Consider the following 14027-nt stretch of genomic DNA (forward strand, 5'->3'; position numbering starts at 1 on the left):
TAAAGGAGGTGGACTAATTGTTAAATCAAAACTTTAATAATGCTTTTTACGGAAAGACAATTTTAATTACTGGACATACTGGTTTTAAAGGTTCTTGGTTATCCCTATGGTTGAATGAATTAGGTGCTACTGTAATCGGATATTCATTGGATCCTAAAAATAAAAATGATAACTTTAACATTACTAACCTTCAAAACAATATAATTGATATTCGTGGAGACATTAGGGATTTTAATAAATTAAATAAGGTTTTTACAGATTATAAACCTGAAATTGTATTCCATTTAGCTGCCCAACCTCTAGTTAAGTATTCATATGAATATCCTAGAGAAACATACGAGGTAAACGTTGTAGGAACTATGAATGTACTAGAGGCAATTCGATTACATGAATCAGCTAAAATAGGAATTATGGTGACAAGTGACAAGTGCTATGAAAATAAAGAATGGCCTTGGGGTTATCGTGAAATTGATCCTATGGGTGGCCATGACATATATAGCTCAAGCAAAGGATGCTGCGAACTTTTAATTTCTTCCTATCGAAATTCTTACTTTTCAGAAGAAAACTTTTCTCACCACAAGAAAATAATTGCAAGCGTTCGAGCTGGTAATGTAATTGGTGGTGGTGATTGGTCAATAGATAGAATTATTCCTGATTGTATACGAGCATTAGAATCAAACAAAAAGATTATTATTAGAAACCCTACTGCTATTAGACCCTGGCAACATGTACTAGAACCCTTAAGCGGGTATTTACTCCTTACAGAAAAAATTATAAATAATGGTATCCTTTATTCAGGAGCATGGAACTTCGGGCCATCCTTAAGCAATATTGTTCCAGTAGAAAAATTAGTGACAAGTTTACTAGATATTTGGGGCTGTGGGGATTGGACAGCAGAAAATATAGGCGCAATAAATTTTCATGAAGCAAATTTACTAAATCTTGACATTAGCAAAGCAAAATTCAATCTTGATTGGCAACCAAAATGGTCCCTACAACAGACTTTAGAAAATACAATAGAATGGTATAAACATTATAATTCTTACACCAGTTCTGAGATGATAAATCTATGTATTAGCCAAATCAAACAATATTGCATGCTTTGAACTACTCCCACTTACTCATACTTGCTGTGAGTTCCTTATGGAGGGAGTCTTCTTGGTTAAAATAATAAAAGACACATTAATTTTTATAGTCTAAATTATAAACCTACTATACCTAAAATGATGTGATTGTCCATTAACAAAGATTTTATTTCTTCGATTATTTCAAATCAACTATTGACATTATACTGAAGAATAAAGGAATCACATATTTTTCTAGTGATTCCCTTGTTATGAGAAAATACTGTCTTGCTTTAACGACAATACAGTATATGCGATTATTAATTTATTTGTTCTAGTTATGAGAAAATCTATTCCTGTCAAAAGAGCTTTCTTCAAAGAAAAACTTCCTATTTTCTTCTACTTACCCTACCCGAAAAGTAACTAAGTTGAAAATTCCAATAATTATATCTACTATTATAGAATTATACTGAGCTTTAACAATTTTATAATTATCCCCTTCTTGTAGCTATTCCACTAAAGTTCATGCTTATGATTCTCTTATTTATTATCACCAATGTCGATGAATTCATGCATTGCTTATTCTATACACAAATTGCTTTTTGAATTATCTTTTCAGAATAAGTAAAGAAGGCTTTCTCTTTTATGCACTTCTCCCCTACCAGTCTTTAATTTTCCTTTAATCAACATTTAGAACAAATCTTCCAATATAATAGTACATCTTCTATAAAACAAAACCATAAGTAAGATAATTTCACTATTACAAATAATGAGATAGTCTGTTTCACCTTTTTACATTATCCAAAAGAAGAACTTGTAGAAATTCTTACAAGTTCTTCTTTTGTTTTCTTTATTCTTTTCTTATTTACATACGCAAGATTTATACATTTGGTGGTGATACATACTATATGTATCCGATAAAATAATTTAAAAATTAATACGTAATTGATCCGTTTTAAGAAAAGAAAATTTCATAAATCTTCAATCACAGTTTCTAAGTTCACCTGATAGAACGTATAAAGACTCATATTATCTTTTGATAATTTTCGGATGTTTTATTATGAGTATATTCGACATAAATTGATTATTTTTTCTGAATTTTCTTGAAAAATATTGTAATATCACTCCATTTTTTCTTCTATTTTGTTATGATGTTTATAATTAAATTGGATTAGGATTTTTTTAGAAAATGGGGGCGTATATTATGAGTGTTTCAGTAAAGGGAAATGAGCAATTAACCTCTCTATTGAACGACTGGTATCGAGCAATGCTATCTCAACAAGTTATAAAAGCTACTAATCTAAAAAAGAAAATTGATGAAAAAATTAATAAGTTAAGCATTGAACCGGATCAAGAACATCAGGATCAAAATTTGTTACTATACTATTCACTACTCGAATTTCGTTACAAGGTCTTAACAGATAGCCTTGGTATTCAACAAAATAGTTTTGATACTATTAGCGATTATGATATGCCTACAGATCAATTTCTATGATTCTATTATCACTTTTTCAAATCCATTCATTCCACTTTTATATCAAATTATACTGAGGCAGAAGAACATTATAAACTAGCAGAAAAAATATTGGTAGCTATACCAGATGAAATTGAACATGCTGAATTTTACTATAGAATTGCTACTTTCTATCACCATACCTATAACAATCTCGCTTCTATCGAATACGCAAATAAATCGAGAGCAATCTTTTCAAAGTATGAAGGTTATGAAGTAAAAACAGCCTTTTGTAATAGTTTACTAGGTGGTTGCTGCATCTATTTAAAACAGTACGAACAAGCAGAAGAATATCTACATTGTGCAATTGATTTACTACAAAAAAATAGGGAAGAAGATTCCTTGTTATATGTAAAAAATACTATGGGGTGGCTGTATTCTGATCAAAGTATGTCTACTTTAGCTATTCGTCACCTTTCAGAAGTAACAGAGAAAATCCCTACACACTTCAAGGCCATCTTCCTACAAGCTAAGGAACATTATAAATTAGGAGAACAATCAACGGCCAGCCAACTCATTGATAAGGGATTACAGATTTGCAGAAAAATTCATAACGAAGAATACACACACCACTTCTCTATTTTAAAAAGATTAAACGAAAATATTCCATTGGAAGAATTAGAAAAAATCATTCAAGAAGGAATCTTATACTTTAAGGAAGAAGAATTATGGGAATATGTTGTCGAATACGCTGAATTATTTGCCACAAAATGTAGACAATTAGAGAACCACCAAAAAGTAAGTGACTATTTCCATATTTGTTATCAAGCAAGACAAAAATCAATTGCAAAAGGAGTGTTAAAATAATGAAAAAAATTAGCTTATTATTATCAGGCATTGCTTTTATTGGGGTATTAACGGTGGGAATTTTTCAGTTTTCTAAAACAGATCAGCTTGCTACTCATGGGCATTATCCTGCTCCTTCATATAGTGTTGGCGATTATGGTGGTGCACCACCACAAATTTAATGTAAATGTATTTAAAAACCCTCCAAATGGAGGGTTTTTAAATGGGTTTTCTGCCTGTTCAATACGCGCATAGAGAGTATATATTATACTTATTTACTATGCATTTCCACTCTGTAACAAGATTCTAGCATTCTCTCCTAGAATCTCAACTTAAATCTTAAATCCACCAATTAACTCTTGAAGTTCTTCTGCCATCTGTGCTAATTGTATTGCTGAAGAATTTATCTCTTCCATAGAAGCATGTTGTTCCTCAGATGAACCAGCAATCGTTTGCATACTTGAAGAATTCTCTTTTACAGCCATAGCTATTTGATCAATCGATGTATCGACTTTCATTGCATCAGTAGTCATTGTATTAGATAGTTCCACCATACCATGCACTTTTGACACAATATCATTTGCAGATTTTGAAATCTCATAAAAACTTTGCTTTGTATCGTTCGCAACTTTAATTCCCGACTGTACCTCTACTCCCACTTCATTCATAGCTTTTACAGTCTCATGTACGTCTGCTTGTATTTCCTTAATTAAGCTTCCAATTTCCATCGAAGATTCGGATGATTGCTCTGCTAGCTTCCTAACTTCATCCGCAACAATTGCAAACCCTCGACCCTGTTCTCCTGCTCTAGCTGCTTCAATTGCTGCATTCAATGCTAATAAATTTGTTTGTTCCGCAATATTTTGAATCGCTTCTAATATACTTCCAATTTGTTGCGATTTCTTATCTAATAATTTTATTACATTATCGGATTGAGAAACAGAGTGATGGATAGACTGCATTTGTGCTACAGTTTGTTCTACTAATTGTTCACCTTCATTGGCTTTTTGTTTTGTGTATATGGATGAAGCCGATACTTCAGATGCATTCTCAGCTACATATTGAATATTTCGTGTTACCTCACCAATTAATTCAGCTCCAGACTCAACTTCATTATTTTGAACTTCTGCACTGTTCGAGATTTCTTCCATCTCTTTTGTAATTTGTTCTGTCGCAACACTTGCTTGCTCTACACTAGCAGTTAGTTCCTCAGAAGACGCAGCTACATGTCCTGCAGATGTGTTAATTTGAGAAATAATATTACGTAACGACTCTGCCATTGTATTGAAACTACCACCTAATTGACCAAGTTCATCCTTTGAACGAATATCTATTTTCTCGGTTAAATCTCCTTGACTAATTCTTTGAGCTGAAATGACTAATTGTCTTAGTGGAGTAATTATAGATCTGAGTATGAATAGAATTACAATTCCACCTAACAATAATGAAGCCCCTATTATAGTGAACGTTTTATAAAAAATAGGATTAGTAGCTTCTTCAATTTCTTTCGTAGGCATTACGCCAGCTATTTTCCAACCTGTTTTTTTATTTGTCTTAAAGCTTATGTTTCGATCTTCGCCATTGAGGCTATAAGTAATTACTCCATCTTCTGTCTTGTACAATTCATCCGCTAAAGTTTTCTCTAATTTCTCTCCAGGCTTTAGTGATGGATGAACAACTATAGTTTTATCTTGACTAACTATAGATACAAATCCTTGCTTTCCAATTTTTATCATTTTGGATGTTTTTACGATATCTGTAATATTCAAATCTACGCCAATGACACCACTTTTATCTGCATTTTGCTTTGCAATTGCAATTACCATATTTCCTGTAGACTTTGATTTATAGGGAGATGAAACAATAATCCCTCCATTTGCTTTTACTGCATCCTTATACCAACTACTTTCTAACGGATTAAACCCTTCTGGTATTTTGCCAACAGGTGCATGAATAAATTGATTGTTACTGGATGCCGTATAAATCGTTTCTATCTCTGGATGTAACTGTATATATTGATCAAATTTACTCTGTACATTTTGCGATTGTTCAGGATTATAATCCCCTTGTGTGAGTACCTTTGCAAAATGAGTGACATCTGTATGCTTATTTTCTAATTCATCATCAACAATCTTGTCTAAAATACTTATATTATCTTTTGCTGATTGTAGAATTGTTTCATTAAGATCTGTTTTTGCTTTATTATAAGATGATACTCCTACGATAAGGCTTGGTATAATTAATATTGCTATAAATGCCATAGACAACTTCGTTTTAAGCTTTATTTGTCCCAATCTTTCTTTTATATTAAACACTAGATACTTCTCCTTTTCATTTTTACTACTTATATAGTTTATTTAAATTTTATCCTATATTTTTCCATATCCATTTATGGTACCATTCGAAATGAAATCACAATTACATCCTATCATCCACACTTTACCATTTAGCGATTTAAATTTCACAGGCAGAGTTTTATCTGTCCTCCTTTCGAATATGTTTTTTTCTAGATTCAGCAATTATTAGACTACGAATTATTCCAAATAAATTGGATACAACATATACTTCATTTTAAAAATAATTATTGGATTTGTTTGGATAAAAATCTAGTTTAGCGCTAATCCAATCAGATGAAATCCTTACCATAATAAATTAACTAAAACATAAATTCTAAATAGCTGAATAAAATAAATTAGAGAATTACATTGTAACACGTATATACAAGTTTGTAATATTAAAATTTAAAACTTTACTATATTTCATATGCAATATTACATGTGAAAAGCCCTATTTTTTTTGTTATACTATGCATGTGGATTTTTCATTCAAAAATCTACCCAAACGCATATTTATGTATATGCCACCCTAATTGATGAAAGTGAGAAGAATGTTTATCATTTTTCTCACTTTTTTATATTTTAACTGTTTGGTTGTACAAAAATCTTTAGACATTTTATATTTAAATCTTAATAATCTACACCTGTGAATAGTATTATAAAAATAAACTTACAAAGAGAATTAAACTTCTAAATTTAATCTTTGGAATCATTTATTTTCTAAAAAACAATCCCACATCTTTATCAACTCATTTTAGAATATTCAAACAATAATTTTATATACATTACCTGCATAAATTATTCTTTTTCTTTTATATAAGACTTACTTTTTTACTTCTGATAAGTTATTAAACATTGGATTATTATACACGTCCCCAAAAACATGAGGTATTTTGTAGAATTTTGTCTATCAATATGTATGTACACCCTTTTGTAGTGGATATAGACTGTGAGGTGTAAGGAGATACCTTACAAAATAATAAAAAGGAGATTATAGAATGAGTAGATTAACAAAATTCTCAAAGTTAGTATTTGCAACTTTAATCGCGGGAAGTAGTTTAAGCACAATTGTTTCGTCACACAGTGTACAAGCTGACACCTTAGATCCTAATTACCAAGACACTGTAAAATTTATATCACCTTCTAGTGCTAGGCCAACATTGGAACAAAAAAACACTATTGTTCCAGATGCAAAAGTTGTTAAAAACCATTATGTAAAGTACTCTAAAGCACATTTCCAAACTAAAGAAAGTATACCAAAAGAGATGTATTATTCTTCAGAAGGCTTTAAGGGCTATATACAGGCAAGTACCGTTTGGGATATGGGAGATCATTTCGCAACACTATATTCCGGAACCGTTATTCGATGTTAGACTTTTAATCCATTCTCTCCTAATGCTTAAAATGATCACTAGCTCACTGCCAATACTGTAATATCTATTGTTCAAAAAATAAACCACAAAATCCTTCGATTTCATGGTTTATCAAATATAAAGATAATGCTAAACGAATACTCTAACATTACCTTCCCCAAAGTTAATTATAGAGTATTTTCAAAAAAAAGACACTCTTGTAGTGTCTTTTTTTTATTATTTAAAAAATTACACCTACTAACATCTTATTGTTGAGACTATTCATTTATTTCAATATGATACTTTTTCATCTCGTATATGCAATAGACAATGATAGCTAAACTCCAACTGACACCATAATAATCATGTGTGTAGAAGTCATATCCCGCCTTAATACCTTTCTCTATTACAACAAATGTAAATCCTAAAGCCACCCATCTGTTAATTTTCATCTTAATAAACGTTAAAGAGATAATTATTAAAAATAAAATATTTGTAAGATGATTTATCATTAGCTCATATTTTTGAATGTATACTGCCATCATACAAGCAACGATATTAGTCGCAATGCCAAAGGCAATCATCGCCCCCCAAACCCTGTCCGAAAGTCCCATTCCTGAGTCAGTCCCTTCCTAAACAAAAATCCTTTTATTTAATTCGTTCCTTCACCCTATTCAAGGTATGCTAAATTATCCTTGTCTGATGAATATCTATTTATCTTTTCATATAGAGCAAACAAAATCTTTACTCATAATTTTTTCTTTATTAGGAAAACTATGTATAAGCCGTTTGAACTAGCGGCTTCACTCTTCTGGTAATGGGGTAGCAATTTATTGAATTGACTAACTCATTCAACCCACTAGCACCGGCAGGAAACAAAATAGTTGTCTGCCATTTTCATGTATACTTTTTCTAACTTTATTACAAACCAAGTGTGTGTTGTACTAATTTCAAAAAGGACAGAATGTCATTTTTGAAATTGTAAAAAATAAGGTCCTGTCTACTTTTGGTATAGGACTTTTTCTTTTCACATATACTATTTTTGAACCTGTTTACCAATACGTGTCCTATTGGTATCTTGAATTCCTCCTAAAAAGGGCTGCAGATACGAATGCATGCCCTTTTATTTACATTGCTACTCTATATTCGATAAAATAATTAAAAACTCAAATATAATATTACATATTTTTCTATTTAGAATTATATTAAGATTTACTTCATAGTCGAATTATGGTTTCGTGTATAATTCAGCAATATGTAAACTGTTTACCTAAAGAAAAGGCACCCAAAAGTGCCTTTTCTTCTTTTAATCTAAAAAACATTTTGCCTTTTCAGTAAGATCCAATTATCCCTCTAATCTAAACCTCATATTTAATCACGGTACTCAAGAGTTTCCATCTATTTCAATATGCCTTATAGTTTAATTTCAAATCAAATTTCCAGCAATATATTTGCTTTCTTACAGATTTCTGTCTTTTTCTTAATTCTGTCAAAATCCTCATGTAGCTATACAAAGAATATATGCTATTATGATTTTGAGAAACTATGCGTTCCCTTAACCCTGTATTTGACCCTGTATTCATTACAGGGTCTTTGTTTATTTTATTTACTTTTAGTTAATACACACCCAATTTCAGTTAAAATTGTTTAAATGTTAATTAATTTTTAAAATAATATATCTATAAGCTCTTTTAGTAAATAAAATATAATATTAGACATATATAACCAACTTGTGGCCATTATTAGTTTTCTAAATATGCACTTCATTAACACTATACAAATAGTGCTAACTATCTTAATTGAATATTAGTAATAGTAAGTATAAACATTATCAATTTACTATATATTACATTTATGTAAAAATAGATGTATGTTAAGCTTATTCAAAATCTTTCCCCTAATAAAGATTTGAAGTAGCATTTCATGATTCTCCTTACTGTTAATATGCCTTGAAAAAGAACCCTATAGGGTTCTTTTTCTTTTCATTATAACCTCAGTAAGTGCTTATTTAACATGCAAAAAGAACCGCTAATTATTTGCAGCCCTTTTACACGTTAATATACACTTGTATTACATACTTAACAATTTATTGTATTAGGTATTTATACAAACTAAACATGCTATTATCATTTAGATATATAACACTTCAAAGTTTAGAAGTATACAATAACAAATCTTTCCCAGCTTCCAGCTACATAACTAGTAGCTGTTAATTCTCTACCACCATTTGCTGATATATATCTACCATTACTTAGTGCTTGTAATACATATATCCTATTGTCTCCACCATTATATAAGATAAACTTTTCCCATGCACCAATTGATGTACGATCTGCTACTACTCTACCATTTGGCTCAAACGAAACATACTTCCCATTACTTTTAGCTTTTAAAGCGTACGTATATAATTCCCCAGTCGAAATTAATTCAAATTTCTCCCATTCATTAACTGCATTACGATTTGCTATTATATTTCCCGAAGGCTCAGCCGAAACATATTGTAAATTTGCTGCCTGTACAGCAACTGTCCAACTTCCATTAAATAAATTCACGCCTTTTAGTGAACCTGCTTTTGATAGATTGGCTGCTGATACATCATTCGATGGTGTAATCATCACTATCATTAAAACCATCGACAACACCATTAAAACTAACCTTTTTGAGATTGTATTACCACTTGCACGTGTTATGAACCTTTTCATTCCCATTCCTCCCTTAATATACATAGAACTCATATATATCATACCAAATATGTAAAATTTTGTAACACTTGAGAGGGTTTATCAACAAATACCTTACTATTCTGTTTCTTTTTTCTCAAATCTATAGCAATTAAACATGTATCAATTCTCAAGCACATTTTTTAAATTATTTTCCCCCTGATAAAAAAACGTAGAAATTTTTGGAAACGAAAGTATATACAAAAGAGAGAGTATTTTCATTTCACCTTTCTTTAAATAAAAGCCAAATAGCCGTTCATAATGAACGACTATTTGCATCCAACTAATACTTAGAATGTTTTTCATGTTAATCTATTTTGTTTAATCCCGTTGAAGTAACTTGATAGGTTCTTTTTTTGCCCATATATTCTTGTTTATTATTCTCAAGATTAATAAGTGTAGCGCGTGTTTTTTCCTTTACTGCTTCCCCTTCTATATGGGTAAACTCAATGTAATCTCCCACTTTTACGGGCACGGTTTGGCTTTCAGCAGTTTGTTGTCTATTCCCTACTATTTCCTTATTGTACACAACACCACCATTTGAATTCTTTACTGTAATACTTGCATACGTATTATTAAAGTAAGAATGTGGTACGCCTGCTTCTAAATTCACCTGCATTTTCTCTGTTGTCCTATTATAATCTACTTTTGCGATTTCTCTATCACTATATCCTTTTAAAGACCACCCAAAATGATTTCCATGTAAAACCGTTGTTTCTGGCATTTTTTCTACTTTCTTCAAGCCTTCTTTTGTAACTTCGTACATGCCTTTTTTTCCAAAACTTTCTTGTTTACTGTTACCTACATTTATTAAAGTAGCTCTATGCACACCTTCTAGATGTGTCAGCTCAACATAATCCCCTATTTTAACTGGAACTTTTTGCGATTCAGCATTTTGTTGTTTGTTCCCATAAATATCTTTATTGTATACTACTTTTCCTGATGCATTTTGTACTTTAATACTCGCATATGTTTCATTAAAATAATGATGTGGTACGCCTGCTTTTAAATCAATTTGCATCTCTTCTGTCGACTTATTAAAATTGACTTTTGCAAACTCGAAATCACTAATTCCTTTTAGTGACCATGCAAACTGGTTTCCTTCTAAAATATTATTTTCATTAGGCATATCTGGTTTAATTGGATTAGAATCCGTACTCTTCCAAATCTCTGCTGTTAAAATTGGATATCCTAATGCAGCTACTTTTTGAATAGTATCGTTATTTGGACGTAATCCCCACTTCTCAAAGAAAGGAATCAAATTTTGTTTGGCTACTTTTGATGCTGAAATCATAAATAATTGTTTTTTATTTTCATCAGTTTGTGGAAGTTCACTTGAAGGCATGTCTCTATACAATTGATGCAATTTAGGATAGAAATCCTCTCCATATGCTAGCTGTAGTTGCCAAAGCATAACAAGCTTAACAAAAACATCACTAACTTCGTCATAATTTTTATTAGGTTGTTCTAAGTATTGAAATGCCTTAGTATAAGCACCCTCTTGTTGCAATCTAAAAGGTTGATTAGATGTAAATGCTTTTTCTACAGAAAGGCTGTATATATTATTTTGTACTTCTGTCATATTATAAAATTTCCAAGGTGATTGCTGTCTCAAATGCCCTGCCTCATGCCATGGACCCCAACCATCTTTTATAAATTTATTAATATCTAATACATATTGAATTGCATCTCCTACATATGCAGTTCGATAAGAAGTCGCATACATATAATAATCGGGAGAATGATTTTCTTCTACGTAATGAACATAATGTTTATCTACTTGTTCTTCAGATAATCCAGCTACTTTGTCTTGAATTCGAGTAGCTTCATCCATCTTTTTTAAGAGTTGTACAGGATCTGTATTAGAACCCAACAAATATTTCTTAATACGTGCAGGACTGGCCGTAATTAATACACGTTCTCCTTTTAACTCCACTGCATGTGCATTTGGATATTGGTCCAGCATGTTAATTAAATCTTGTTTCGTATGCTTTCCTAGTTCAAAGAAAGGCGTAGTCGTTCCACCTGTTGTAATTGTTGTTCGAATGGTACCACCTTGTTGTTTATTATAAAAATAAATCATCCCCCCATTTGGAGATTGGATTGTGTTTATACCTGGTTTTAATGTAAATGATTTTATCTTAGAATCTTCTCTCCAAGAAGCATCATATGAATACGTTCCAATATATACCTGAATATCTTGATTACCTTCTACATTAATCGTTATTTGTTCATTTGGTTTTGCATATAAACCAGTTGGTTCATATGGACTAAATGCCATACTTTTTCTTTCCTGTTGTTTTATTAGCTCAACATCCCCTTTTCCTGGGACTGTAAATGTTCTATTTTCTGATTTAACTGATTTTTCACTTTGCAGTGATGTCGATAAATTTTTTTGCTGCTCCTTTTGCTCCGCAAAGACATCTGATGAAGAAATCATTCCAGTCGCAAGCATAGTTACTGTAGCAGTAGCTGCAAGTATTTTTCTAGTTTTATATTTTGAATTATTCCCCATATTATCTCCTTCATTTTTCCTTAGTACTCTTAAGGATTTTTTGTTTTCTTCTTCATGTTTTTACAATCTAAACTATTCATACTATTTAAGTTGTATCTATTACTCTATATTTTTTCATAAACATCTCCTTTTCTTTATTTATTATTGTATATAAATGTTATTTGATGACACATTAAATAACAACTTTACGATAAACTCATCGATAACAGCTTATTATGTTTTGATTCTGTATTCTAAACTTCCATCCGATTGGAGAAATATATCCAATTGGAGAAATCAGTAAATAATTTTCAACATTTAAGGGTTGGAATCTCACAAAAAATTCATAAAAATTTTTCAGTTTAAAGGTCAATTCAATTGCAACTATATTTGTTTAAACTTCCACCTTTTTTGAAAAAAAGCATCTAATTCTACTTGAATTAGATGCTTACATTTAGTCCTTAGGACAAATATTCTAAACTATTTATGTGGTTGTAAATCTTTTTTTATTACTTCCCAGAGTGAATTATCTTGAGGCACCGGTTTACCCTCTTCATCCCATTTTATTTTTCCTGTTCCCAATTCATAATTCATCCCTGTCCATGTGTCTTCACGGAATGCATAGAATGATTTATGCCAACCTTTTTGGTTGAAGATAGAAATAAGATCTTGCATGTATTGGGTAGCTCCCGGAACAGTACGGTTAATTCCAAACTCCTCTGCAATAATTCGATTAGATGATACATGATTTTTCTTAGACCATTGTTGGATTGGCTTCAAAAATTTCTCTAATCCCTGCTTATTCCACATTACAGGTTTCTCTAAGTCTCCTACTTTTACTAATCCTGGATATTGATATTCTTTATTTTTCTTTTCACCTTGACTCGTTAATTCATATGGTTCATACATATGAAATGCGTAAAGCGTTTTTTTATCCTTTACTGGTTTTAAATATTTAAAAGCCCATGGAGTAGCATAAAAACCTGAATCTAAAATAATTGGTGTTTCTTGGTCTACTTCACGAATGGAATTGATTACTTTTTGATACAATCTGTTTAAATCCGCTGTCGTTCCCTTCACTTTTGCATACCATTTCTCGTAATCTTCTGTCCAAAAATCATTATATCTATTATTTTTAGCTGTTTCTGGATGTGGTTCATTTATAATATTATAACCCACCACCGCAGGATAATCTTTTAATTCCAGAGCAAGGTCCTTCCAAAATTGACTTGCTTGTTCTTGATACCTCTCTTCTTCCCATATTCTGTCGTCATTCTTGTTATTATTAAATTGGCGCCATCGATCACCAGGTAAAGATAACATTGTAAGAACAACTTTCATTCCTTGTGATTGTGCGGCATCTAAATCCGCCTTAAATTTTTCTAAATCCTCCTTTACTAATCCCTGATAGTTATCTGCATTACCTATCAGAAAATCCTTTCCAGAAGTATCTGGTTTATCCTCAAATAGAAAATCTTTATCTTTTGCCCATTTATCAGGTGCTAAACGTACATATTCAATATTAGCTTCTTTTGCACTTTTATAGTTTTCAGGTAATGACGTACTATTCATGAAATTAGTACCCTTTCTTTTCGAATCCCAAAAACTAATTTTCGAATCGCCCTTGTGGTATGTATCAGCTCTTACATTCATTTCCTGTACTCCAAAACTCATCATGCCTAATAACGCAACAATTGGCAAAATTTTTTTCACAACTTTTCCTTCTTTCTCTTTATATTTAACACACATAACATACCTTTGT

General features: G+C 31.2%; 8 protein-coding genes and 1 pseudogene. 4 read left to right on the forward strand and 5 right to left on the reverse strand.

Annotated features, from left to right (window positions below):
- The first annotated feature begins 17 nt into the window (after positions 1–17).
- The 3 genes and pseudogenes from rfbG (at position 18) to NZ044_RS17245 (ending at position 3545) form a co-directional block, all read left to right on the forward strand.
- Positions 18–1106 (forward strand): CDP-glucose 4,6-dehydratase, encoded by a 1089-nt coding sequence (gene rfbG / locus NZ044_RS17235; protein ID WP_000934343.1) that lies wholly within the window; start codon positions 18–20, stop codon positions 1104–1106.
- A 1162-nt stretch (positions 1107–2268) separates the two neighbouring features.
- A pseudogene (locus NZ044_RS17240) lies at positions 2269–3384 on the forward strand (response regulator aspartate phosphatase).
- Positions 3384–3545, forward strand: a complete 162-nt coding sequence (locus NZ044_RS17245; RefSeq protein ID WP_000724107.1) for a hypothetical protein — start codon at positions 3384–3386, stop codon at positions 3543–3545. The pseudogene NZ044_RS17240 and the gene NZ044_RS17245 overlap by 1 nt, the downstream one beginning before the upstream one ends.
- Positions 3546–3695: 150 nt before the next feature.
- Here the strand turns inward: NZ044_RS17245 and NZ044_RS17250 are convergent, their stop codons facing one another.
- Complete coding sequence (locus tag NZ044_RS17250; RefSeq protein ID WP_118961974.1) at positions 3696–5678, reverse strand: methyl-accepting chemotaxis protein; 1983 nt, start codon at positions 5676–5678, stop codon at positions 3696–3698.
- A 1019-nt stretch (positions 5679–6697) separates the two neighbouring features.
- On the opposite strand from NZ044_RS17250, the gene NZ044_RS17255 reads away from it, so the two are divergent.
- Positions 6698–7072, forward strand: a complete 375-nt coding sequence (locus NZ044_RS17255) for a hypothetical protein (protein ID WP_000088965.1) — start codon at positions 6698–6700, stop codon at positions 7070–7072.
- Positions 7073–7329: 257 nt separating this feature from the next.
- Here NZ044_RS17255 and NZ044_RS17260 read toward each other — a convergent pair whose 3' ends face one another.
- From NZ044_RS17260 to NZ044_RS17275, 4 genes are all read right to left on the reverse strand, one after another.
- The gene (locus NZ044_RS17260) at positions 7330–7665 is read right to left on the reverse strand and encodes a hypothetical protein (protein WP_000524430.1); all 336 of its coding nucleotides are present in this window, start codon (positions 7663–7665) and stop codon (positions 7330–7332) included.
- A gap of 1539 nt (positions 7666–9204) precedes the next feature.
- Complete coding sequence (locus NZ044_RS17265; protein WP_079245802.1) at positions 9205–9753, reverse strand: fascin domain-containing protein; 549 nt, start codon at positions 9751–9753, stop codon at positions 9205–9207.
- A 325-nt stretch (positions 9754–10078) separates the two neighbouring features.
- Complete coding sequence (locus NZ044_RS17270; protein ID WP_118962007.1) at positions 10079–12286, reverse strand: M60 family metallopeptidase; 2208 nt, start codon at positions 12284–12286, stop codon at positions 10079–10081.
- Positions 12287–12745: 459 nt separating this feature from the next.
- Entirely contained in the window at positions 12746–14014 is a 1269-nt protein-coding gene (locus NZ044_RS17275; protein WP_098505509.1) for a glycoside hydrolase family 5 protein, read from the reverse strand.
- Positions 14015–14027 lie beyond the last annotated feature (13 nt).

Origin of the sequence: Bacillus sp. FSL K6-1338 (assembly GCF_038006965.1) — a bacterium.
GTDB lineage: Bacteria > Bacillota > Bacilli > Bacillales > Bacillaceae_G > Bacillus_A > Bacillus_A thuringiensis_S.